Source organism: Bradymonas sediminis (assembly GCF_003258315.1).
GTDB classification, from domain to species: Bacteria; Myxococcota_A; Bradymonadia; order Bradymonadales; family Bradymonadaceae; genus Bradymonas; species Bradymonas sediminis.
Genome location: NZ_CP030032.1, coordinates 446,669 through 469,114 on the forward strand (window position 1 = coordinate 446,669; position 22,446 = coordinate 469,114).

At 60.0% G+C, this 22,446-nt stretch carries 20 protein-coding genes; 9 read left to right on the forward strand and 11 right to left on the reverse strand.

Going from position 1 to position 22,446, the window contains the following annotated elements; all coding sequences use genetic code 11:
* Window positions 1–6: 6 nt before the first annotated feature.
* The 3 genes from DN745_RS01675 to DN745_RS01685 all read left to right on the forward strand — a co-directional run bounded on the left by DN745_RS01675 (window position 7) and on the right by DN745_RS01685 (window position 2,403).
* Window positions 7–1,263, forward strand: coding sequence for an aminotransferase class V-fold PLP-dependent enzyme (locus DN745_RS01675; protein ID WP_111331561.1), 1,257 nt, complete (start codon window positions 7–9; stop codon window positions 1,261–1,263).
* Window positions 1,263–1,742, forward strand: a complete 480-nt coding sequence (gene sufU, locus DN745_RS01680) for a Fe-S cluster assembly sulfur transfer protein SufU (protein WP_111331563.1) — start codon at window positions 1,263–1,265, stop codon at window positions 1,740–1,742. The genes DN745_RS01675 and sufU overlap by 1 nt, the downstream gene beginning before the upstream one ends.
* A gap of 88 nt (window positions 1,743–1,830) precedes the next feature.
* On the forward strand, window positions 1,831–2,403 hold the full coding sequence (locus DN745_RS01685) for a NifU family protein (RefSeq protein WP_111331565.1): 573 nt from the start codon (window positions 1,831–1,833) through the stop codon (window positions 2,401–2,403).
* A gap of 105 nt (window positions 2,404–2,508) precedes the next feature.
* Here the strand turns inward: DN745_RS01685 and DN745_RS01690 are convergent, their stop codons facing one another.
* Window positions 2,509–4,164, reverse strand: a complete 1,656-nt coding sequence (locus DN745_RS01690; RefSeq protein ID WP_111331567.1) for a hypothetical protein — start codon at window positions 4,162–4,164, stop codon at window positions 2,509–2,511.
* Window positions 4,165–4,248: 84 nt separating this feature from the next.
* Between DN745_RS01690 and DN745_RS20160 the strand changes: the two genes are divergently transcribed.
* Together DN745_RS20160 and DN745_RS01700 are read left to right on the forward strand one after the other, a co-directional pair.
* Window positions 4,249–4,473: an IS4/Tn5 family transposase DNA-binding protein gene (locus tag DN745_RS20160; RefSeq protein ID WP_111331569.1), complete on the forward strand. Its 225-nt coding sequence runs from the start codon at window positions 4,249–4,251 to the stop codon at window positions 4,471–4,473.
* Complete coding sequence (locus tag DN745_RS01700) at window positions 4,433–5,692, forward strand: IS4 family transposase (protein ID WP_133621689.1); 1,260 nt, start codon at window positions 4,433–4,435, stop codon at window positions 5,690–5,692. The genes DN745_RS20160 and DN745_RS01700 overlap by 41 nt, the downstream gene beginning before the upstream one ends.
* 4 nt (window positions 5,693–5,696) lie before the next feature.
* Here DN745_RS01700 and DN745_RS19135 read toward each other — a convergent pair whose 3' ends face one another.
* Together DN745_RS19135 and DN745_RS19140 are read right to left on the reverse strand one after the other, a co-directional pair.
* Entirely contained in the window at window positions 5,697–6,218 is a 522-nt protein-coding gene (locus tag DN745_RS19135; RefSeq protein ID WP_133621690.1) for a hypothetical protein, read from the reverse strand.
* On the reverse strand, window positions 6,215–7,033 hold the full coding sequence (locus tag DN745_RS19140; RefSeq protein WP_133621691.1) for a hypothetical protein: 819 nt from the start codon (window positions 7,031–7,033) through the stop codon (window positions 6,215–6,217). The genes DN745_RS19135 and DN745_RS19140 overlap by 4 nt, the downstream gene beginning before the upstream one ends.
* A gap of 95 nt (window positions 7,034–7,128) precedes the next feature.
* On the opposite strand from DN745_RS19140, the gene DN745_RS01710 reads away from it, so the two are divergent.
* A complete protein-coding gene (locus DN745_RS01710; protein WP_133621692.1) occupies window positions 7,129–7,413 on the forward strand; it encodes a NifU family protein in 285 nt (94 codons plus the stop codon).
* A gap of 173 nt (window positions 7,414–7,586) precedes the next feature.
* Here the strand turns inward: DN745_RS01710 and DN745_RS01715 are convergent, their stop codons facing one another.
* On the reverse strand, window positions 7,587–8,693 hold the full coding sequence (locus tag DN745_RS01715; RefSeq protein WP_111331577.1) for a hypothetical protein: 1,107 nt from the start codon (window positions 8,691–8,693) through the stop codon (window positions 7,587–7,589).
* 303 nt (window positions 8,694–8,996) lie between these two features.
* Between DN745_RS01715 and DN745_RS01720 the strand changes: the two genes are divergently transcribed.
* The gene (locus DN745_RS01720; RefSeq protein WP_111331579.1) at window positions 8,997–10,019 is read left to right on the forward strand and encodes an NADP-dependent oxidoreductase; all 1,023 of its coding nucleotides are present in this window, start codon (window positions 8,997–8,999) and stop codon (window positions 10,017–10,019) included.
* A gap of 103 nt (window positions 10,020–10,122) precedes the next feature.
* On the forward strand, window positions 10,123–11,820 hold the full coding sequence (locus tag DN745_RS01725; RefSeq protein WP_111331581.1) for a sensor domain-containing diguanylate cyclase: 1,698 nt from the start codon (window positions 10,123–10,125) through the stop codon (window positions 11,818–11,820).
* On the opposite strand, the gene DN745_RS01730 is transcribed toward DN745_RS01725, so the two are convergent.
* The 7 genes from DN745_RS01730 to DN745_RS01760 all read right to left on the reverse strand — a co-directional run bounded on the left by DN745_RS01730 (window position 11,812) and on the right by DN745_RS01760 (window position 20,200).
* Window positions 11,812–12,366, reverse strand: a complete 555-nt coding sequence (locus DN745_RS01730; RefSeq protein WP_111331583.1) for a TlpA family protein disulfide reductase — start codon at window positions 12,364–12,366, stop codon at window positions 11,812–11,814. The genes DN745_RS01725 and DN745_RS01730 overlap by 9 nt on opposite strands.
* Window positions 12,363–14,720, reverse strand: a complete 2,358-nt coding sequence (locus DN745_RS01735) for a protein-disulfide reductase DsbD family protein (RefSeq protein ID WP_111331585.1) — start codon at window positions 14,718–14,720, stop codon at window positions 12,363–12,365. Before DN745_RS01735 ends, DN745_RS01730 begins: the two co-directional genes overlap by 4 nt.
* 50 nt (window positions 14,721–14,770) lie before the next feature.
* Window positions 14,771–15,469: an ArsR/SmtB family transcription factor gene (locus DN745_RS01740; RefSeq protein WP_111331587.1), complete on the reverse strand. Its 699-nt coding sequence runs from the start codon at window positions 15,467–15,469 to the stop codon at window positions 14,771–14,773.
* A 141-nt stretch (window positions 15,470–15,610) separates the two neighbouring features.
* Entirely contained in the window at window positions 15,611–15,916 is a 306-nt protein-coding gene (locus DN745_RS01745; protein ID WP_111331589.1) for a hypothetical protein, read from the reverse strand.
* Window positions 15,917–15,975: 59 nt separating this feature from the next.
* Entirely contained in the window at window positions 15,976–16,854 is an 879-nt protein-coding gene (gene cyoE / locus DN745_RS01750; RefSeq protein ID WP_111331591.1) for a heme o synthase, read from the reverse strand.
* Between the two features lie 182 nt (window positions 16,855–17,036).
* Window positions 17,037–19,028: a transketolase gene (gene tkt / locus DN745_RS01755; RefSeq protein WP_111331593.1), complete on the reverse strand. Its 1,992-nt coding sequence runs from the start codon at window positions 19,026–19,028 to the stop codon at window positions 17,037–17,039.
* A 227-nt stretch (window positions 19,029–19,255) separates the two neighbouring features.
* Complete coding sequence (locus DN745_RS01760; protein WP_111331595.1) at window positions 19,256–20,200, reverse strand: diacylglycerol/lipid kinase family protein; 945 nt, start codon at window positions 20,198–20,200, stop codon at window positions 19,256–19,258.
* Between the two features lie 104 nt (window positions 20,201–20,304).
* Between DN745_RS01760 and glgP the strand changes: the two genes are divergently transcribed.
* Window positions 20,305–22,443, forward strand: a complete 2,139-nt coding sequence (gene glgP / locus DN745_RS01765) for an alpha-glucan family phosphorylase (protein WP_111331597.1) — start codon at window positions 20,305–20,307, stop codon at window positions 22,441–22,443.
* The last annotated feature ends 3 nt before the right edge of the window (window positions 22,444–22,446 follow it).

Sequence of the window (22,446 nt, forward strand, 5' to 3'; positions counted from 1 at the left end):
GTGGCCATGACTGAGTCAAAAAGCAAGCCCGCGGTGGATCGCTCCAAGATGAGTTGGGAGGAGATTCGCGCCCAATTTCCGGTCCTGCATCAAAATGTGGGGGCGCATCCGCTGGCCTATTTGGACAACGCCGCGTCCAGCCAGATGCCTCAGTCGGCCATCGACCGGCTCATGGCGTATCAGACTGGCGAGCATTCGAACGTGCACCGCGGCGTGCATATGCTCAGCCAGCGGGCCACCGACGCGTTTGACGCGGCGCGCGAGAAGGTGCGCCGCTTCATCAACGCGGGCGAGTCCGACGAGTGCATCTTCACGCGCGGCGCCACCGAGAGCATCAACCTGGTGGCGTACGCGTGGGGGCGAAAATTCGTGGGCGAGGGCGATGAGATCATCGTCTCGGCGATGGAGCATCACGCCAATATCGTGCCCTGGCAGATTCTGTGTCAGGAGAAGGGCGCGCGCCTGCGCGTTTTGCCCATGACCGACCAGGGCGTGCTCATCGTCGACGCCCTCGACAAGTTGCTCAATGAGCGCACCAAATTGCTCGCCGTGACCCACGTGTCGAACGCGCTTGGTACCATTAATCCGATCGCGGAGATCATCGAAAAGGCCCACAAAAACAACACCTTGGTGATGGTCGACGGCTGCCAGGCGACCCCGCATATGAAGGTGGATGTGCAGGCTTTGGACGCCGATTTTTACGCCTTCTCGGGCCATAAAATGTGCGGCCCGACCGGCGTCGGCGTGCTCTACGGGAAGCGCGCGCTGCTTGAGCGCATGAACCCGTTTTTGGCCGGTGGGGATATGATCCGCAGCGTGAGCTTTGAGAAGTCGACCTACGCGCCGATTCCGCATAAATTCGAGGCCGGCACGCCCGCGATTCTGGCGGTGGTGGGGCTGGGGGCGGCGATCGATTATCTGGAGAGCATCGGCATCGAGCGCATCGCGGCGCGCGAGCATGAGCTTTTGGAGTACGCGACGGCGAAATTCGCCGAGCTCGACGGCGTGCGCATCCTTGGCACCGCCGCGCACAAGGCCGCGGTGATCTCATTTGAGGTCGAGGGCGTGCACCCGCATGATATCGGCACCATCTTGGACACCGAGGGCGTGGCGATTCGCGCGGGACACCACTGCGCGCAGCCGGTGATGACGCGCCTGGGGGTGCCCGCCACGGCGCGGGCGTCCTTCTCATTTTATAATAATCGACAAGATATCGACGCGCTGATCAGCGCTCTGGCGACCGTAAAGGAGATTTTTCACTGATGGCAGACCTTCGAAGTTTATATCAAGAGGTGATCCTCGACCATAATAAGAACCCGCGTAATTTCGGGGAGCTCGAGGGGGCCAGTCACCACGCGCACGGGGATAATCCGCTGTGCGGCGACTCCTACGATATCAGCGTGCTCCTGGGCGAAGACGGCACGATTGAGGATATCCGTTTTAGCGGGTCGGGCTGCGCGATCTCGAAGTCTGCGGCGTCCATGATGACCCACCGGGTCAAGGGCAAAAAGGCCGAGTATGCCGAGGTGTTGGTCGATGAATTTCGGCAGATGCTCGTCGGTGAGCTCGACCCGGAGGCCGAGGATAATGAGCTCGGGCACCTGAAGGTCTTTCTCGGGGTCGCCGGGCGCCCCGAGCGCATCAAATGCGCGGTGCTCCCCTGGCACACGCTGCGCGCCGCGCTGCGCGGCAAAGAGGTCGTCTCGACCGAAGGCGACGCGGACCCGCTCGCCGAATCATAAGGCCATAAAATAGAGCGAAAGCTCGAGCCGTCATTGGCAATATGCGATTCGACACGAACCGTATTTTCGCCCCCTAAGGAGGTACGAGATGAAGATTGAAGAGATTGAATACACGCCGAACCCCAACGCGATGAAGTTCATCCTGGACCAGGCGCTGACGCTCAACGGACGCACGCGCTCCTTCACGGATATGGAGAGCACCGAGGGGGTGCCGCTGGCCGAGGCGATTATGCGCATCGACAGCGTAATTTCGGTCTTTTTTGCCGACCGCTGGCTGTCGGTGACCCAGGATGGCACCGCCGACTGGCATCAACTGATGCGCGATATCGCCGACCCCATCCGGGCGGCCTCACTCGACGACGCGCGCCCCATCGACGAAGAGGTCGGCGGCGTGGAGGCCGGCGGCATCGACGACGCCGAGGCCGGGTTTGATGACCCGCGCATGGAGGCCATCGAGATGGTCATCAACGAGCAGATCATGCCGTATTTGCAGGGCGACGGCGGCGGCCTGCAGATCAAGGCGCTCATCGATACGCAGCTGATGATTCGCTACGAGGGCGCCTGCGGCACCTGCCCGTCGGCCATCGCCGGCACGCTTAAGGGCATCGAGAACCTGCTCAGAAGCCAGGTGGACCCCGACCTGACGGTCATCGCGGTCTGAGCGACGACAAGCTTGCGCCGGGCCCAAACGCCCCGCTTCACGCGTTGTGTGAGGCGGGGCGTTTTCGTGTTCGCGAACCAATACTCATCAAGCCGTAGTATTGGCTCAATGGTAGGGCATGCACTCAAGCTCGATAAATTGGGTGGGGCCATAGGCATCTTTAGAGATATAAAAACCAACGACCCCGTCACCTGCCGTGGAGCAATGAATTGTTGTAAGTGGTCCCTCAGGCCTTGCTTGACCGATTTGTTGCGTCGCGTCTTCGTATTCATACTGAAAATGGTCGGGATCCACAGTCATGCCAGCGCGATAGGGCGTTGTCGCGCTAAGCTTTTCGAGACTCGTCGGTACGCGGCACGGATATTCTCTATAGTCGTCATGATCCGGGTCTAAGCATGGATTGAATTTGGGAGTGATTGGTTTTCGAATATCAACACATCGCAGCGCGGTGACGCCTACAATATAGTCCGAAGGGCCGGAACCGGTTGCCTGGACCTCAAGGCCACGCATGACAAAGCCGGGCGGACACATCTGAAATGGCATGGGGGCGATGCGGTCGACGGGGGTTCCATCTTCGAGTTTATCCTCGGTGGTTAAGCGCATGCTCGTGTTGAGGAAAGACAGGGGTTCACTCTTATAGGTATCCCAAAAATCGTCATCCCCGTACATATAAGTCAAACGTGTGAGCAGGTCGCGTCGATGATCCCGGCGCTCCACCCCGATGAAATCCCAATTCATCGACCACTCTCGCCGACTATGAGGCCCACAGATGATCCCAAAGCCGCCGAGGGCGGTGTCCGTTTTGCTCGCGAGATTCTTTTGTAGTGGCGCTCCCATCACACCGAGCCCCTGGACATCATGAACACGTGCGGGGTTGCCAGTTTTGGCGAGTTTGTTGTTTGTGCAGCTTAGATGCCGAACCTTTTTAGGATCCCGCGATGAGCCACAATTTGAACCGACACAACCTTCTTGGTTGCTGTCATGGTCGTCAAAGATCGGGGCGTCGGGGTCGTGGCAGTGATATTTCTCGCATCGCGTTTCGTTCGCGTGCTCAGGGTTCGCGCAATATACGACGCATTCGTCGTAACAAGAGTCTGGGTCCCCCTCGGTACATTCATCCGTGCCGGAGCGAAAAGGCTCCCCATGATTTCCCTGCGCGTTGTTGCGTGCATCCTGATGCTTGAGATCAAATCGATTGAAAAATGAGTTATAATCGGGTGAATCGAAAGGCACCTCTATGACTTCTGAGCAGCTATTGGAGACACCACCACAGCCGCTATAAATGCCCGCCCAATTTTGCCAGCTAGAGTCGAGCCCGCCGTCGAGGAATAGGGCTGAACCGCTCGATCCGCCCCGCGCGTCCGTATTGGCGATAAACTCCAAAACATAATTGCGTGTCGTTCCATCAATTGCGGTGAGTTGTTGGGGGACGGATACAAATTTTCTAAAAACGCCGTCGTAGCTCACGAGCGGCACGCGAAAGTCAGGGTTTGAACTTCCTATGGGTATATTATGCTGAATCTGTATTGCATGACCGTCTTTTTCAAACCAATCATCGGACAGAACAGCCGGCGGTTTAAAGTCAAAAAACATGCCCGGCCCTAATATCTGCCATTTTGGCAGCTGTCGAAGCTCTTCTATTAATTTGGGTTTGACTTTTATTAAGGCAATATCTTCGTCATCGCCCTCCCAGTTTTCAATTTCCTGCCATTGCCATTGTTCAAATAGATTTTGATAATAGGGTTGCCTTCTCATGATCATACACATCTCATAACCCCACTTGCCAGCGGACGCCAAATTTGATCGAATCCGGCGGGATCATCTGCTTTTCTAGAAAGGACCGCCATGCAGCAAGTGACCGAAATACTCGCCGATATTAGCTTGTCCGAAGAGGTCGCAGACGCCCCCTTGGGCGACGTGCGACGCAGTCAAAGGTTCGCCCGGATCATGGAGTCGCTCGGGCGCCAACCCGAGGCGAGCATCCCGGAGGCAATGGGGGGATCTAGCGCGTCTGGAGGCGTATTATCGGTTGATGCGAAACGAGGCGGTCGATCACTTCAAGTTGCTTGAACCTCACTTCGACGCGGCACGTCGGCGCACCGAAGATCTTGGGGCGGCGTTGGTGCTCCATGACACCTGTGAGATCGCGTTTGACATCCACGATGAGCCGGCGCGAGAGCACCTCAGCAGGCTCAGCGCGAATCGCCAGGGCTTTTATTGGCACGCCTCTTTGGCCATTTCGGATGGCCCATTTCGTGCCCCGTTCGGTCTGGTTGCAAGCCGCCCATTTGTCCATGCCTCCGAGCTTGAAGACGACGAAACACGCGCATTTTGGGAGCAAATCGACGGGGTGATGGACAACGAGCAGCGCCGCTGGATGGAGGCGGTCGAGCAGAGCGAGGCGCGCCTTGAAGATGTCCCCAAAATCATCCACGTCATGGACCGCGAGGCGGACGATTATCTGACACTCTTTCCGATGGATATGTCCGGCTACAGCTTCGTGATTCGGATGACCTGGGATCGAAATGTGTGCGACGGTCCGAGGCGCTGCGACTTTCGCAAGCTAAGCGATGAACTCGATGAGGTTGCCTGGCGAGATGAGGCACGAACGACAACTTTATCGCCGCGGCCCAAACGCAAGGCGACTCTGGGGCACCCGGTGCGCCGCGCGCGGATGGCGCAGCTTAAAGTGCGCGCAAAGCAGGTCGAGATTCGCCGCCCAGACCGCATTAAGGCCGCCTACGGGCCCGCAGGCCTCAAAGTAAATGTCGTTGAAGTTCTCGAGGTTGACCCGCCCGCAGATGAAGATCCGGTGCGATGGCTTCTGGTCACCGACCAGCCCATCGAGGCCGATGAGCAGGTGTGGCGAATCGTCGATTGGTACCGCGCGCGCTGGGTCATTGAGGAGTTTTTCAAAGCCCTGAAAACCGGCGCAGCCTACACCAAATTGCAACACAAACGCGCCGCGACACTGCTCGCCGCGCTCTCCGCCAAAGCTGTGGTCGCCTGGCACCTATTGGTGCTGCGCCATCTCGGGCGCACCATGGGCGAGGCCGACCCGAGCCTTGTTGTTAATGCCCTGCAACTCGAAGTGCTGCGCGCCCTGAAGCCCAAAAAACTTGGGGCTCACCCGACCGCCGCCGACGTGATGAGGACCATCGCTGAGCTTGGGGGGCACCTACCACAGAACGGTCCGCCGGGCTGGCTAGTGCTGGGGCGTGGATGGAAGCATATGCGTGAAATCGAGAAGGGATACCGGTTGGGATTTCAGCGGGGTAAAAAGATGTGATCAATCATGAGGGTTGCCTTCGAAAGATTGCCCAGTCATCCAACCCCAGCGCTTTAAGCCTAAGATACATATACCAGTCGCTCTTCAGTGCTGCTAATCCGCCGTTAGAGTCCGGAGTCGACCAATCCATCTCGAAAGTAATATATTGAGCCTCTATGGCTTCTGACGCTGGTAAGTGGGTTTGGTCATATATAACGTGGTCGGCAGAAAATAGAAGTCCTGCACTCGTTAATGTTGCGGAACCAAATAGCCGAGGTCCTGATTTATATTTTAGACGAACGTTTCCTGAGGTTTTGGATAGTGTCGCCAGTTGCCACCATTTATCCCTTTTCGAATCCGAATTGATTTCCGTTTCGGCCCGATCGACAAGTTGATCCCGCTCCTCATAGTCGTCTCCAAAAATCACTTTTTGACTGACGATTCCTGTTGATAGAGTATTTTCTTCATTTGCACAGCCACTTGAATAACTTACAGAAATGAAAACTAAAATGAGAATGTGCGCGAACAAAATGTGTTTTGTTTTCATTGATTTTGCCGTGTCCAGTTGTCCTCGTTTGAAATAACACATCCTGTGACAAGTGGAGTGTAGAAATTAATCATGGCGTCTCCATAAATCGGGAATTCTGGCTCGGGATAATGATAGGCGAGCGCTTTTTTTGATGGGAGTGATTCAAAGAGTATATCCACAACAGAAAATTGTTGAATGACTTCTTCCTTTTTGACGTTTGATACGCGGCCACACGTTTGGTCGAATATTTCAATGTGATGAAGAGCCGAGTCCGGATATCCGTTACCGATATCTGATCGAAAATGTGCGATCCCCAAATATCCTCCGATTTCAAAACGCCAAAACCAATAATACTCACTTTCATAAATCGCGTGACTATAGTCACAGCTTTCATTGGGTCTACGGACCTCAAATCGATGCCAAATCTCCGAGACCCTCGGTAGGCGAATATAAATGTTGAAATTTGTACATGACTGCATAAATCCGGGTGTGCAATCGTTATTTTCGTTTGTTATTCGCCTATCCGTAATGAAGCCAACTCTTCCATAATACCCGAGCTCCCTGGGATCTTCGAAAATGTCGGTGGAGCATTCGGGTCGAAGTAGTAATTCAGAAGACCATTGGATTTGAACCTCGTCGGCGGGGTGGTTAACCAGGCATACGGGCTGGGCGAATACATCGACATCCGGCAGGTCAACGTCGACAAGCGCCCCTTCGGGGCAGTGATTGGTATTGAGTTCCCAAGCGCCGGGTTCATCGGAGGCGAGGGGTGCGCTACAGCCGGCTGAGAAGGATAGCAGCAGTATCGCTAACTTGATGGAATTGCTTCGCATGATTGGAAACCCCGGCTTTGTGTGAGTTGTTTTTGTTTTGTGCAACCAAGTTTGGATTGCTAGATGTGCGACGTCAACGCGCGCTGAGGTTCATCGTGGATCACCGATATGGAGGGCACCAAAAGAGTGCCGCTGGCCGAGGGGGCTTTGACTACCCGCGCATGGAGGCCATCGAGATGGTCATCGCCGAGCAAATCATGCCGTATTTGCAGGGCGACGGCGGCGGCCTGCAGATCAAGGCGCTCATCGATACGCAGCTGATGATTCGCTACGAGGGCTCCTGCGGCACCTGCCCGTCGGCCATCGCCGGCACGCTTAAGGGCATCGAGAACCTGCTCAGAAGCCAGGTGGACCCCGACCTGACGGTCATCGCGGTCTGAGCGACGACAAGCTTGCGCCGGGCCCAAACGCCCCGCCTCACACGTTGTGTGGGGCGGGGCGTTTCTTTGCGGTGGATAGGTGCTTCAGGCGATTTGTGCACCGTGCGCGCGATGTGCAGCAGCAATGCGAGGTGGCATAATCGACAGCGGCTTCAGCCTGGGTGTCGTGGAGTTCAAGGCGCTGGTTTGACGATCAACGTCCCCACCGAATTCGAGTCGAAGTGGGTCGGAAAGACCTGCGGTTCGTCGGGGCAATCCGTTGTATAGACCTCCGTCGAGGTCGAATTGATGATATAGACGCCCGGTTTCGTCGGGGCGTTAAAAGTCGTCCGGTGTTGCTTTGAGACGCTCGAGACGTCGTTGCTACCAAGGCATTGGGTGAAGACATTGTTCATGCCCACATACGCCTGCGCGTAACAACCCATACAATAGGGGCGCCATTTTGTTTCAACCTCCAACGCGACCTCGGCACCCGGTGACACCGTGGCCACCCGGGCTTCCGTGTCATCTAAGCTAATGTGATTATAGACCAGGTTGTGCGCATCCAGCGACACGCGCAGGGGCATGTCGGCTAGGGTCGGCGGCCCAGACTCCGCGACGACCAACACGGCGAGCGAATTATCGCGAAAGCTCGCGTCCGAGACGCTCCTGGTGAAATCACAGCGCTGGTCGCGGCGGGCGCGCAGGTTGATGACATAGGTCCCGGTTTCGTATGGGGCGTCGAATTCCCACGTTTCGTCGAATTCGTTTTCTGTCGGGCCGTACGAGAGGCAGGTCGAGGTCTGGTCGGCTATGCCCACATAAAACTGCGCGTTTCGTGCATCGCCTGGTTCTGTGGGCGACCAACTTCCTTTGATTCGAAGTTTCACGCTCGCACGAGGGGGAACCTGCGCGGTGGTGTTGGCGTTGTCATCCAACTCGACCAGGTCAAGCTTTAAGTTCAGCCCCTCTCCGGAATATTGAATGGGTCTCGGCAGCGTGCAATAGGCCGCGCTTGCGACCGGCGGCGGGCAGTCAAGGCTGCTGCCGTCACAAGTTTGGGCTTCGTCGCATAAGCCACCCGCGGACTCGCGGCACACGGTCCCCGCAGTGGCGGGGCTGAGAGCACATCGTCCTTGCTCACAGGTCGCGACGCTGCACGGGCCCGACGCGGCTGAGCACTGCGCGTCGTCGGCGCATGCCGAGCCGATGAGGTCGGGCTCGGAGGTATCCGGGCCGGCGTCGGCTTCAGGCGATGAATTGCCCGAGGTCCCATCGATGAGCGCGCAGCCGGGTCCCATTGCAAATATCAATAGGCACGCCCACAGCGCGCCAGCGCCTGTGCGCTGCGGACGGGAGAAATAATTCTTCATGCGTCGGCTAAGCCTTGGTTGCATCAGGGGGCTCCGAGTGAGGCGACTAGAAAATAAAAGTCCAATATCAACCCGCGTAGTTAGTATAATTCGGGTCGCATCGCCAGTGTAGGCGCAGGAGAAATATGTTCAGCTTCTCTTCACATCGCATCGGGTGTGCATAGGTTCCGCCCGCGCATCAGGTCTGATGCTTTTGATGACTCACTGTTTTTTAACTCAAAGGGATACAATATGTCTGACTCAACCAACCGTCGCATCGTGCTCGCCAGTCGTCCGAAGGGAGAGCCGACGGCGGATAATTTTCGCATGGAGGAGCAGCAGATTCCCACGCCCGCAGACGGCGAGGTGTTGCTCAAGGTGAAGTATCTGTCGCTGGATCCCTATATGCGCGGGCGCATGAGCGCAGCCAAATCCTACGCTGCGCCGGTCGAGATCGGCGACACGATGGTCGGCGGTACCGTGGCCGAAGTCGTGGAGTCTCGCCACCCTAAATTTAAGGCCGGCCAGACCGTCTTGTCCTATTCGGGCTGGCAGGAATACGCGATTTCGAATGGGAAAGACCTGCACGTCTTGGACCCGGACGCAGCGCCGCCGAGCACCGCGTTGGGCGTGATGGGGATGCCCGGATTTACGGCCTATGCGGGGCTTTTGACCATCGGGAAGCCGAAAAAAGGCGAGACGGTGGTGGTGGCCGCGGCGACCGGGCCGGTGGGCTCGGCGGTGGGGCAGATTGCGCAGATCAAGGGGGCGCGGGCGGTCGGCATCGCCGGGGGCCCCGAGAAGTGCAAGGCGTTGATCGAGGAGTTTGGCTTCGACGTGGCCCTGGACCATCGGGACCCGAATTTTGCGCAGAACCTCAAGGAGGCGGTGCCCGAGGGCATCGACGTCTATTTCGAGAATGTCGGCGGCGCAGTGTGGAAGGCGGTGCAGCCGCTGCTCAACGACTTCGCGCGCATCCCGGTATGCGGGCTGGTCGCCCATTATAATGAGGTCGCGCCGCCCGAAGGCCCGGACCGTCTGCCCGGGTTTATGGGGCAGATGCTCTCGAAACACCTGACCTTCCAGGGCTTTATTCAGAGCGATTTTATCGAGCAATATCCCGAGTTTCTCAAAGAGATGGGCGGCTGGTTGGCCCAGGGACGCGTGAAATACCGCGAGGATATTCGCGAAGGCCTCGAGAACGCCCCCGAGGCGTTTATCGGTATGCTCACCGGTGGCAATTTTGGCAAATTGATCGTCAAGGTCTCCGAATAAGCGCGGCACAAATGGGGGGAGAAAGGGCGGGTTGTCGAACCGCGAATCGGGTTGCTAGGATGGCGCTAAGTTATAGGTCCATACTTCTTCGATCGGACGCGCTTTGGAATATCTTGAGACTGCCGGCAACCTGACCCTTAACCGACTGGCCGCGGGGCTTGGCGCCTCGATCTGGGTGGAGACCCACGAAGCGCTGGTCTTTGGCCGGCACTCCACCGCGGCGTTGCTCGTGCATTGGGCGAGCGCCGGCAATTGGTGGGAAGCGACGCGGCAACAGCTGGAGCTTCCCGAGCCTGTCGAATGCGCGGGGTGTGGACACCGGGCCTATCAGGGGAAAGCTACCTCCAGGATTGTAGCCCCGGGCGTCGGTCCGGTAGTCGTGAGTCTGTTATTGTTGGGGCACAATCACGCCGGTGCGGTCGGTCAGGAGGCCGCGCGCTCGATTTATCTGGTCGAGTCGATCAAATTGGCGAGGGACCACATCGAGCCGCAGCTCCTGGCGGAGTCGAGCGTGCGCTTTGCGCCCACGCTGGCGCCCTCTTCGGCGCATGAAATTGACGGAGAGGGCGACGACGCTTGCAACGAGCTCGACGCCTATCTGGGTTCGATGGGCCACAAATTGCGCACCCAGCTTGCGAGTCTTCTGGGCTATAGTGAGTTGTTGCTCGAGGAGGGGTTTGGGACGGACTCCTTTGGGCGGGATTCGCTTGAGCGCATCGAGCGCTCCGGGCGCGAGGTGTTGGATATCGTCGACGCCCTGGAGGTGCATCTGATGCGCCAGCAGGCCAAACGCAGGTTGGCCCAGACCCTGCAAAAGGTTTCGATGATGATGGCGAGCTCGCTGAACTTGAATGAGGTCATTCCAAAGATTCACGAGAGTATCGCGCAGCTGGTGAGCTTTGATCGCTCGCAATTGTGGTGGGTGTATGACGGGTATCTGGAGTTGGCCGAGGCCTCCCCGGACGCGCCTACTCGCGTGAGCGTCGATGAAGAGCCCTACCGGCGGGTGTTTCAAGAGCTTCCGAATATTCAGTATATTCCGAAGATTGACCGCGAGCATATGTGCGACGCGCCGCATTGCCTGGGCCCCGAAGATCGGTCCTGGGTGTGCCTGCCATTGATGGGTGAGAAGCGCGCGTTGGCGCTGATCACCCTGGCTTCGGAATCCGCGCATGCGTATAGCGACCAGGACCTGGACCTGCTCACCGCCTTTGGGCACCACGCCTCATTGGCGCTGTGCAACGCGCGCCAATATAGCGAGTCGCGAAGGCTTAGCGATTATGATCCGCTCACTCAGGCCTTGAGTCGGCGATATTTTTTCGAGAGCGCGCAGAATAAGCTCGATGCTGCCCGGCGCGGCGGTGAGCCGCTGTCGCTGATGATGTTTGACGTCGACCATTTTAAGCAGGTCAACGACACCTATGGGCATGGGGTGGGTGACGTCGCGCTGAAGCATGTGGTCGATAATTGTCAGCTCGCGCTTCGTCCGCTTGACCTGGTTGGGCGCTACGGTGGGGAGGAGTTTGTGGTGCTATTGCCCGGGGTTGAGCTGGCGATCGCGATGGAGATCGCGGACCGGGTGCGCCGGCGTATCGGTCTCTCGGAGGTCGAGAGCGAGGGGCGGCGATTCCGCATCACGATCAGCGCCGGGGTAGCGACCTTTCACCCCGAGATGGACACCAAGATTGAGGAGTTGATTAACCGCGCCGACGCGGCGCTTTATCGCGCCAAAGAGGGCGGCCGTGACCAAATGTGCGCCGAGGAGTGGGACCCGGTGACCGTGCGGATGATCTTAGAGTAGCGCGCGCCACAACATCCCAAGCGTGGTGGTATAGCCGACCACGGTATAGTCGATCGCGCCGTCTTCGTTGAGCACATAAAGGGTGGGGTAGGAGGAGATCTTATAATCTTGTTGGACCATGCGATTGCCCTTGAGCACGGGGTAATCGACATCTTGTTTGTCCATAAACTCCTGGATCTTCTCGTCTGATTGGTAGTCCAGGACGACCGAGATCAGGTTGATGCGCTCGCCCATCCAGGACTTGATGCGGCTGACGTTGTCGGACTCCGCGCCGCACACCCCACACCAGGGGGCCCAGAAGACCACGAAGGTCTTCTTGCCCTGGTATTGCTGCAGCTCGTGCTCGTTGCCCTGCATATCGACCAGGGCGAACTGGGGGGCGGGGGCCCCCGATTTGACCAGCGCCCGGCTCTGCCACATCGTGATGGCGGTAAAAATCAGCGCGAAGATAGCCAGGTCACCGGCCCAGCGAAACCAGCGCTTCTGGCGTAATTGCTGCCAGCGGCTGAGCTGCTGGGAGGATATATCACTGCTCTCAGTGCTCATTGTGCGGCCTCTTTAAATGCGTCGACCAACATGGTGGGCGTCAGGACCTCGGGCATCGGTTTGCCCTTGGGCGACCCGTTGGGGGAGTAGATGAGGTAGAAGGGAACGCCGGCCTTGCCGTGCTCGGCGAGCTTCAGGCGGATCTTCTCATCCGGGTTGGTCCAGTCGGCGTAGAAGGGCGCGACGTTATATTTGACGATGGCCTCGCGCACCGGCGCGGTGTCGATGGCGGTCTTCATATTTGCCTGGCAGGTCAGGCACCAGTCGGCGCCGAAGTCCACAAAGACCGGGCGGCCCTCGGCGACGGCGGCCTGCACGGCCTCCTCGCTCCAATCCTGCCATTGAATCTCATCGACGGTCGAGGTCGCGGTGTTGGCCGCGCGCGCCTGGGTGCGCTCGATTTTAAGCGGGAAGCTATAATATCCCGCGACGCCAAGGATGCTCAGGGCCAGCGCGACGGTCATCGCTTTGCGCTTCGTCCAGGAAGCGAATTGCACCAGCCCGAAGAGCCAGGCCGCGATGCCCAGGGTGCCGGCGAACATCAGCACGGACGCCATGGCGTCGACGCCCGCCTGGCGGCCGAGCAGCCAGATGATCCAGATGGCCGAGCCGAGCAGAGCGAAGCCCAAAAAGGTCTTGAGGTGGGCCATCCACATGCCGGGTTTGGGCAGGACTTTGGCCCAGCCGGGCATCAGCGTGAGGGCGACCATCGGGGCCGCAAGGCCAAGGCCGAGCGCGGCGAAGACCGCGATAATGGTCAGCGGACCGCTGGCCAGCGCGAAGCCCACCGCGGTGCCCAAAAAGGGCGCGGAGCAGGGGGTCGCGAGGATCACGGCGAGCACACCTTCCCAGACGCTGCGCTTGATGCCGCTGCTCTCCTGGGCCTTCTCATGGATATTCTGGGCGTTCATGCTTACTTCGAAGACGCCGAAGAGGTTGAGCGCGAAGAGCACCAGGATGACGATCAGGCCGGCCAGGAAATGCGGTTGCTGGAATTGGAAGCCCCAGCCGACCTGCGTGCCGGCCACGCGCAGCCCGATGACCACGCTCGCCAGCACCATCATGCTGCCGATGATGCCGCCGGTATAGGCCATGCCGTGGGTGACGATGCCGCGCTTGCTCTCGTGGACGATATTGGCAAAGGACGACACCTTCAGCGCGAGCACGGGGAACACGCAGGGCATCAGGTTTAGGATGATGCCGCCGACAAACGCCAGCACGAGCACCCACGCCAGGCTAAGCGGCTCCTCGGAGTCGTCGGGCGTTGTAGCCGCGCCGGGCTCGGCGTTCTTTGGGTTCGAAAGCGCGGGCGTCGAGCCGACGCCGGGGATGCGCGCGTTATCCCAGGTGGGGACCGGCATCTCTTCGACCGGGTCGTCGGGCGCGCCGCGCTCAAACTCGTCGCGAATATAGACCGGGACGATGCTGCCGTCGGAGGCTTCGAATTCGAGCACGCCCGACAAGATATCGCGCGACTCTTCGGCGTCCGCCGGCAACTTCCCGTGGATATTGAGCAGCCAACCGTGGGCGGCATCGGGGTGCTTTTCTAACGCGGTGACGCGCACTTCGGGGATCGAGAAGATGTCCGGGATAAACGCGTGTTCGAGGTCATCGTAGCGCACCTTGAGGTCCAGGCAGGTGCTGGCCTTTTCCTGGCACTCGACAAGCTCGACCAGGACGTTGAACTCGTCGTTGGGGCGAAGCGGGGTCTGCGAATAGTGGAATTTGGTCTCAAGCCCGAGGTCCTCGGCCTTGCGCGGCACGCGCTTGCCGAATTTCGCGAAGTCCTGGATCAGGTTGGTGTCAGCCAGGATGGTCGAGTCGCCCACCGGGATGGTGCGGCTGAGGTTGGAGTGCCCGGGCATGCAGAGGTTGCTGCACGCCAGATAATCGACGTTGGCCTGCAGGGTGATCGAGCCGGTCGCGTCTTTGGCGACGGTGGCCTCGCTATAGAGGATGACCTCGTTATCGTAGCCATAGACGATCTGCTCGCCGTCCATCTCGGCGAAGACCTGCGGGGCGGCCCATTGCAGCTCGCCGAAGCTCATCTGGTCGGCCGACCACTCGATATGGGTCGGCACGCCGGCGTCTCCGGGGTATTTCCAATAGATATGCCACTCGCTGGCCAGCTTAAACGCCACGCCCACGCGGATGGTGTCGCCCGGGGCCACCTGGGTGGCGTCGACGATGAGGCGCGACTCGACGCTGACGTCGCCTTCGTGAATCGGTCCGGCGCCATACGCGGTTTCGGGGACCTGGTAGGCCTCGGCGCTCGCCGGTTGGACGGCGCTCAGGGCGCCGAAGAGCAGGCTGGCGCTCAGGAGTAATAAACGGAGGTATTTGGACGTAGTCATAGATATGGACCGTGAAGATTCAACGTCGGATCTAACCGAGTTCAATAAGCTCAAAGATTGGACTGCGTTTCAAGTGTTTTTCCCGCAGCCAGCCACTCGGCGATGCCGGGGGCCAGGCGCCGGGCGCTGATGCCTTGGGCGCGCATTTTGGCGACCGATTCGATCGCCGCGACGCAATAGGGGCCGCGGCAATAAGCGACGACTTCGCGGTCGCGCGGCAGCGTGTCGATGCGTTTGCTAAGTTCCGCGGAGGGTACCGATTGGGCACGCGGAAGATGCCCTGCTAAATATTCTTCCGCCGGGCGAAGATCCAAGAGGATGACTTCACCGCGCTCGACCTTATCGAGCAGCTGGGCGCCCTCAAAGTCGGGGATGACATCCGGGTCGCTGGCGTGAACGCGCATGGCCTCGCGCACCTCGGGCACCGACTCCAGCCCCATATCGCGCAGCGCGAGCCAGAGCTTAAGCGCCGGTTGACCCGACAGGCGATAAAAGACCCGGCGGCCGTCTCGGCGCGTGCTGACCATATGCGCGCGCTTGAGCACCCGCAGGTGCGCGCTGGTATTGGCCACGCTCTGGCCGAGCTTGCCGGCCAGGTCATCCACCGAGCGCTCCGATTGGGCCAGCAGGTTGAGCAGGCGCAGGCGGGAGTCGTTCGACAGCGCCTGCCCGATCGAGGCGAATTGGGTATAGAGTTGGCTGGGGAGTTCGTTGAGGCTCATATTTGGACATCCGCTAAATCGTTTCATTCACGCCTGGAGTGCGAGGCGGCGTGGCCATCGTCGCATATTCAAACGATCAATTGAATGGATTATATTCCGGCGGATCGAACTATTTTAAGATAACCCAAAAGAGCGCCCCCGGGGGCGCTCCAGGGGCGCATCGGCGCGTTATTCCGTGGCCTTTTTCTGCACCAATTGCATATGGCAGACCGGGCAAACGCCGTCTTTTTTGTCGTGCGCGGCGTAGTGGCTCAGCTTGCTCATGTCGCACATCCACACCCCGTCGGGGAGCTGGGCGACCGCGACCGACGGGTCAAACTCGATGCCTTCTTTGGGGACTTCGACCTTGGGAAGTTGGTCCAGGTCGACCTCGGCGCCAAGTCCGGCGTTGTCGGCAGGGGCGTCTTTTTTGCAGCCCGAGAGCGCGAAGGCCGTCGAAAGGACGAGGAGCAGCAGGATGGTGAGGTTTTTCATGGCAGTGAGCTCATGCGATAGATGTTGGGGGGATGTTTGCTGGACAAAATCTTCATTTTTCAGGTCAAAAAGCGCTGCACAAACGCGGCAACGGCGAATAACGGCAATGAGACCAGGCTCGACAAGAAGACGCGTTTGCCCCAGAGGCTCACGTTCTTGTAGTCGACGGGGCGCACGATATAGGTCATCGGGCCGATGGTGCCGAGCAGCGTGATCAGCATAAAGGGCCAGCCCAGGCCGTCGATTAAGAGGGGCAGGGCCAGCACCGATGCCAGGGTGAGCAGCGAGATCACCCGCGCCCAGAAGACCGTGCGCTGGTAGCCACGGGGCGCCGGCGCGACTTGCAGCCGCGCGTTCTGATAGTCGGCGGCGCGGTAGAGCGCGATGCCCAAAAAATGCGGCATTTGCCACCAGAAGAGCACCGCGAAGAGCGCCAGGGCGCCGATATCGGGCGTCCCGGTGGCGGCGGTCCAACCAATCGCCGGCGGCATCGCCCCGGCGACGCCGCCCAGCGGCACCGCCAGCGAGCTGCGCCGTTTTAGCGGCGTATAAACGCAGACATAGACCAGGGTCGCCAGTAATCCCAGGAACGCCGCCAGCGGGTTAACAAAGGCGGTGAGCAACCACATTCCCAAAAGAATCTCGACGGTGCCGATAATCGCGGCTTCGGCGATCGACATGCGCCCCGACGGCAGCGGGCGCACGGCCGTGCGTTTCATAAAGGCGTCGGTGTCGCGCTCAAAGATCTGGTTGAACGCGCCGCTGCCGGCGACCAGCAGGCCGGTGCCGCCGATGGCCGCGGCCGTCACGGGCAAGGACACGTTGATCGGCGCCAGCCAGAGCCCGGCGACCGCCGTCATCATATTCGTGATGACGATGCCGGGTTTGGCGAGCATGACCCAGTCACGAAGGCGCGATGGTTTCTGTGGGGTTGGCATTGATTCTCTCTGTGGCGCGCCCGGACAAGGTGGGTCTTCGATGGACCCGTGTTGCGGATGAACACCAGCGTGGTAGCGGTGCTGCGGGGATAGACACCGTCATGCGCGTTGCAAGGAATGGATTGAAGCATAGCGAAAAGTCGCCCGGGCACCATGGCCTGGCTGCCCGGGCTAAGTTCGCATTAAAGCAGGGATTTTGCCAGTTTCGCGATATGGTCGCCGGTGAAGCCCATCTTCTCGAAGATGACCTCCGCCGGGGCCGATTTACCGAAGCCCGGGATGCTGTGGACGATGCCGTTGAGCCCGACATAGCGCTCCCAGCCGAAGCTGCAAGCGGCCTCGACGGCGACGCGGCGGCCGACATTTTTGGGCAGCACTTTCTCTTTCCAGGCGTCGTCCTGGGCCTCGAAGACCTCCCAGGACGGCATGCTGACGACGCGGACCGCGACGCCCTCGGCGCGCAGGATATCATAGGCGGCTATGCAGGTGCCGACCTCGCTGCCGGTGCCGATCAGAATGACGTCCGGGGTTTGCTCGCCGCCGGCCAGGATATAGGCGCCGCGGGTGGCGTCGCCGATGCTTCCCAGCGCGTCGCGGTCATAGGTGGCGACCGCCTGGCGGGTCAGCGCGAAGGCCGACGGACCGGTGGTATTCTCGATGGCGACCTTCCAGCACTCGCGGGTCTCATTGGCGTCGGCCGGGCGAAGCACCGTCATATTGGGCATCGCGCGCAGCGAGGCGAGCTGTTCGATGGGCTGGTGGGTCGGGCCGTCCTCGCCCAGGCCGATCGAGTCGTGGGTGAATACGCCGATGGTCGGCGTCTTCATCAGGGCGGCCAGGCGAAGCGCCGGGCGCATATAATCCGAAAAGATCAGGAAGGTCGCGCCGAATCCGCGCACCCCGCCGTGCAGGTTCATGCCGTTTGCTGCGGCGCCCATGGCGTGCTCGCGCACACCGAAGTGGATATTCTGGGCGTCGCGCGTCTCGCGGCTGAAGACGCCGTAATCGGGGAAGAGCGTCAGGTTCGAGCCGGCCAGGTCGGCCGAGCCGCCGCTGAACTCGGGCAGGGCTGCGTAGATGCGCTCGACGACTTTGCCGCTGGCCTTGCGCGTGGCCATGCCCTTGGCGTCGGGGGCAAATTGCGGCAGGTCGGCGTCCCAATTCTCGGGCAACTCACCGGCCAGCCGGCGGGTTAATTCGGCGTATTTTTCGGGGTTCTCGGCGGCGTATTTCTCCATCCGGTCGGCCCACTCGCTCTCGAGCTTGTGGCCCTGGTCGGCGGCGGCGCCCATATGCTCGAGGACTTCTTCGGGGATGAAGAACGGCTCTTTGGACGGCCATCCGAGCGCCTCTTTGGTGCGCGCGATTTCTTCGTCGCCCAGCGGCGAGCCGTGGGAGCTCGAGGTGCCGGCTTTTGCCGGCGAGCCGTAGCCGATGACCGTGCGCAGCGCGATGATGCTGGGCTTGTCGGTGGCCTCTTTGGCCTCCTCGATGGCCGCGTCGATCGCGTCGAGGTCGGTGCCGTCGGAGACGCGCTGGACATGCCAGCCGTAGGACTCAAAACGCGCGCAGACATCTTCGGTGAAGCTGATATCGGTGCCGCCGTCGATGGTGATATTATTGTCGTCATAGATATAGACGAGCTTGCCCAGGCCCAGGTGGCCGGCCAGCGAGGCGGCCTCGTGGGAGATGCCCTCCATAAGGTCGCCGTCGGAGCAAATCACATAGGTGAAGTGGTCGACCACGCCGTCGAAGCGCGCGTTGAGCTGCGCCTCGGCGATGGCCATCCCCACGGCGGTCGCGAAGCCCTGGCCCAGCGGCCCGGTGGCCATCTCGACGCCTTCGGTCTCGAAATTCTCGGGATGCCCGGGGGTCACGCTTCCCCATTGGCGGAAGTTCTTAATTTCTTCGAGGGTCATCTGCTCGTAGCCGGTCAGATGGAGCAGCGAGTAGAGCAGCATCGAGGCGTGGCCGGCCGACAAAATGAAGCGGTCGCGGTTATCCCAGCGCGGGTTTTTGGGGTTGTGGCGCAGGTGGTTTTGCCAGAGCACATAGGCCGCCGGGGCCAGGCCCATGGGCGCGCCCGGATGTCCGCTATTGGCTTTTTGAACCGCGTCCATGGCCAGCGTGCGAATCGTGTTGACGCTCAACTCTTCGATGCGTTGCTCACTCATCTAGGGTCCCTTTTATTCGTAGGAAAATGGTGCGTAGAAATATATTCTTGCGAAAAATTTGATTATCCTATGTGCGGATAATCGAAGATAAAATTTTGTATCTCAGTCGCTTAAGCGTACCCGGCATTCATGCCGCTTTAGGCGGGTTGTGTCAATCCGAACTCCCCGCGGATATACGCGCGGGCGTGGCGGCAAAATGGTGCGCACGGGCGCCGAAAAGGCGAGCGCTATTTGATGATTAATTCAAGGCGCGGGCCGGTCTCCAACAGCACTCGCCCGTTGTCGGCGATATGCATGTCCCCGTCGATGGTATAGCCGATGGGCTGCTCCGAGATAAATTCCGCGCTGTGCGTGACCGCCGAGCGGATCTTATCCTCGGGGACCGGCAGACCCAGGCGGATGCGCGGCAATTGCATCGCCGTGGTGACCGCGCCCGAGGTGATGCCGAGCATATGGAAGGTTGCGGGGGCTTCTTCGCTGCGAATAAAGGGGCGGAATCCAAGGCCGATCTGGTCGACCGTGGAGGCGACCACCGAGATATAATCGCGCTCGGTCCAGACCTCGTCGTCGAGCTCGATGCGCGCGCGGAAGGGGCGGAAGAGCTGCTTGGTTAAATCGCTATTAAAAAAGGTGCCGACCGCGGCCTGTCCCAGCAGGCGCGCGGCGATGGCCGGGCTGGGGTCGCCGGTGGCGTAATACGCCTCCAGGAAGTTGGCGACCATGCCGTTGCCAAAGATAAAGCCGTACCGGCTTCCGGTGGCGTCCGTGACTTTTAATAGGTCGCGCTCAGTGGTCTCAAATGGTTGATTTGTATAGTATTTCTCAACCAGGTTGGCCAACAGGCGAGAGGGCGTCCCCTTGACTCCGACGGCATTGGACACAGTGTTCATGGTGCCTCCCCGTAAGAGCGCGATTTTCGGCAGCGGTTTGTCGCCCCAGACCTCGATGAATTTGGTCAGGGTGACATGATTGGTGCCATCCCCGCCGTTGAGCGCGAGGATATCGATATCGTTCTCTTTGAATTGCTGGGCCGCCTCGCCGACGTCCTCGATGCGGTTGGTCAATTCATGATTGTCATCCTGGCCCAGGATATAGGCCAGGCGACGCATCTGTTCGGGGTGACGCCGATTGCGGCGGCTATGTGGGTTGCTGATGATTCCAATACCAGGCATGCGCGCGACTCCTTGAAATGTCCGCCGTTGAATAGCAAAGTGCGCTTTCCCGCGGCAAGTGTCCGGTATTTAATTAATACCCGTCTAATATTCCGAGACCTTTTATGACGACCAAGACTAAATATCCACTGGTGCGAAAGCTCGAGGCGCTTGCGCACAACCTGCGATGGTGTTGGCAGCCGGATGGCTGGCGGGTCTTTCGAGACCTCGACGCGCAGCTATGGCATAAGTGCAGCCACAATCCTATTGCCTTTTTGGAAGAATGGGAGCCCGCGGAGCTCGAGGCGCGCGCGCAGCGCACGGGTCTGGCGGGGCGGATTCATAACGGACACCAGAAATTGGTCGACTATCTGGCCCGGCGCGGGCCCGAGGCGCGCATGAGCGCGGGGCCGCTGCACACCCGGCCGGTGGCGTATTTTTGCGCTGAGTTTGGCATTCACGAATCCCTGCCGATCTATTCGGGCGGGCTGGGCATTCTTGCCGGCGACCATATGAAGGCGGCCAGTGATTTGAGCATCCCGCTGGTGGGCGTGGGGCTCTTTTATCCGCTGGGGTATTTTCAGCAATCGATCGATGAGGACGGCTGGCAGCAGGAGCATTACGGGCGCACCGACGTCGCCAAGCTCCCGCTGACCAAGGTCGTCGACGCCGACGGGGCGCCGCTTGAGATCGAGATCGACATGGGGAGCGAGCGCATCAAGGCCTATGTGTGGCGCGCGCCGGTCGGGCGAAATGAGTTGCTGATGCTCGACTCCGACGTGCCGGGCAATAACCCCGACGACCGCCTGCTCACCAGCCAACTCTACGGCGGCGACCGGCGCATGCGCATTCGCCAGGAGATTTTGCTCGGCGTGGGCGGTGTGCGGGCGCTGGCCGCGCTGGGCATCGACCCGGCGGTCTATCATCTCAACGAGGGCCACAGCGCGTTTGCCACCTTTGAGCTGGCCGCGCGCTATATGGAGCGCGAGGGCATCTTTTTTGAGGAGGCCCGCGACAAGGTCGCGCGCCAGACCGTCTTCACCACGCATACGCCGGTGCCGGCCGGGCACGACCGCTTTCATATCGAGCTCTTCGAGGAGATGCTCGGTTGGATGCGCCCGCGCCTGGGCATCGACCACCGCGAGTTCCACGGATTCGGGCGCATCGACCTCAATAATCCGAACGAATCGTTTTGCATGACCGTGCTGGCGCTCAAGATGAGCCGGTATCGCAACGGCGTGAGTAATCTGCACGGCGAGGTCAGCCGGCAGATGTGGCGCGACCTGTGGCCGCATGGCGAGCTCAAAGATGTGCCGATCGGGCATATCACCAACGGCGTGCATGTGCCGTCGTTTTTAGCCCCGGAGATGCGCACCCTCTACGATAAATATCTGGAGCCGGGGTGGGAGCATCATCAGGAGAAGCCGGAGGCCTGGGCGGGGCTCGCCAACCTGGAGCCCGGCGAGTTGTGGGAGACCCACCAACTGCTCAAGGCGAAGCTCATCGAGTTTATCAACGACCGCGTCGCGACCCAGACCGCGCCCAAAGGAGAGGGCGAGGGGCAGGTCGTGCCGGGCTCGGGTTTTGCCCCCGAGACGCTCACCATTGGTTTTGCGCGCCGCTTCGCGACCTATAAACGTGCCGATCTCATCATGGATGACCTCGAGCGTTTTAAGCGCCTGATCCGCGACGCAGACCGCCCGATTCAGATCATCTACGCCGGCAAGGCTCACCCGGCCGACGAATACGGCAAGGCGCTTATCCAGAAGATCGTGCAGGTCACGACCGACCCGGAGTTTGAGGGGCGCGTCGTCTTCTTGGCCGACTACGAGATGAACGTCGCTCGCCATATGCTCCACGGCGTCGACATCTGGCTGAATAATCCGCGACGCCCGCAGGAAGCCTGCGGCACCAGCGGGCAAAAGGTCGTGCTCAATGGGGCGCTCAACTGCTCCATCCTCGACGGCTGGTGGGCCGAGGCCTACGACGGGCGCAATGGCTTTGCCATCGGCGACACCTCCGAATATGCCGACCCGGGCCAGCAGGACGTGCACGACGCGCGCGCCCTCTACGATGTCCTCGAGAACGAGGTCATCCCCCTGTATTATGACACCGACGCGAGCGGCCTGCCGATTGAGTGGATCGAGCGGGTCAAGTGGAGCATCATCAGCCTGGGCTGGCGATTTAACGCCAGCCGGATGTTGCTCGATTATCTCAACCTCGCCTATTTGCCGGCGGCGGGGGCGACCAGCGCGCAAATGTGAGCG

Bases quoted from the DNA above. Each gene is read 5' to 3' on its own strand.
- DN745_RS01735 (WP_111331585.1), bottom strand. From the start codon at position 14,720: ATGACTACGTCCAAATACCTCCGTTTATTACTCCTGAGCGCCAGCCTG.
- DN745_RS01715 (WP_111331577.1), bottom strand. From the start codon at position 8,693: ATGGGACCCGGCTGCGCGCTCATCGATGGGACCTCGGGCAATTCATCG.
- glgP (WP_111331597.1), top strand. From the start codon at position 20,305: ATGACGACCAAGACTAAATATCCACTGGTGCGAAAGCTCGAGGCGCTT.
- DN745_RS01675 (WP_111331561.1), top strand. From the start codon at position 7: ATGACTGAGTCAAAAAGCAAGCCCGCGGTGGATCGCTCCAAGATGAGT.
- DN745_RS01685 (WP_111331565.1), top strand. From the start codon at position 1,831: ATGAAGATTGAAGAGATTGAATACACGCCGAACCCCAACGCGATGAAG.
- DN745_RS01720 (WP_111331579.1), top strand. From the start codon at position 8,997: ATGTCTGACTCAACCAACCGTCGCATCGTGCTCGCCAGTCGTCCGAAG.
- DN745_RS01760 (WP_111331595.1), bottom strand. From the start codon at position 20,200: ATGCCTGGTATTGGAATCATCAGCAACCCACATAGCCGCCGCAATCGG.
- DN745_RS01690 (WP_111331567.1), bottom strand. From the start codon at position 4,164: ATGATCATGAGAAGGCAACCCTATTATCAAAATCTATTTGAACAATGG.
- DN745_RS19140 (WP_133621691.1), bottom strand. From the start codon at position 7,033: ATGCGAAGCAATTCCATCAAGTTAGCGATACTGCTGCTATCCTTCTCA.
- DN745_RS01740 (WP_111331587.1), bottom strand. From the start codon at position 15,469: ATGAAACGATTTAGCGGATGTCCAAATATGAGCCTCAACGAACTCCCC.
- sufU (WP_111331563.1), top strand. From the start codon at position 1,263: ATGGCAGACCTTCGAAGTTTATATCAAGAGGTGATCCTCGACCATAAT.
- DN745_RS01730 (WP_111331583.1), bottom strand. From the start codon at position 12,366: ATGAGCACTGAGAGCAGTGATATATCCTCCCAGCAGCTCAGCCGCTGG.
- DN745_RS01745 (WP_111331589.1), bottom strand. From the start codon at position 15,916: ATGAAAAACCTCACCATCCTGCTGCTCCTCGTCCTTTCGACGGCCTTC.
- DN745_RS19135 (WP_133621690.1), bottom strand. From the start codon at position 6,218: ATGAAAACAAAACACATTTTGTTCGCGCACATTCTCATTTTAGTTTTC.
- DN745_RS20160 (WP_111331569.1), top strand. From the start codon at position 4,249: ATGCAGCAAGTGACCGAAATACTCGCCGATATTAGCTTGTCCGAAGAG.
- tkt (WP_111331593.1), bottom strand. From the start codon at position 19,028: ATGAGTGAGCAACGCATCGAAGAGTTGAGCGTCAACACGATTCGCACG.
- cyoE (WP_111331591.1), bottom strand. From the start codon at position 16,854: ATGCCAACCCCACAGAAACCATCGCGCCTTCGTGACTGGGTCATGCTC.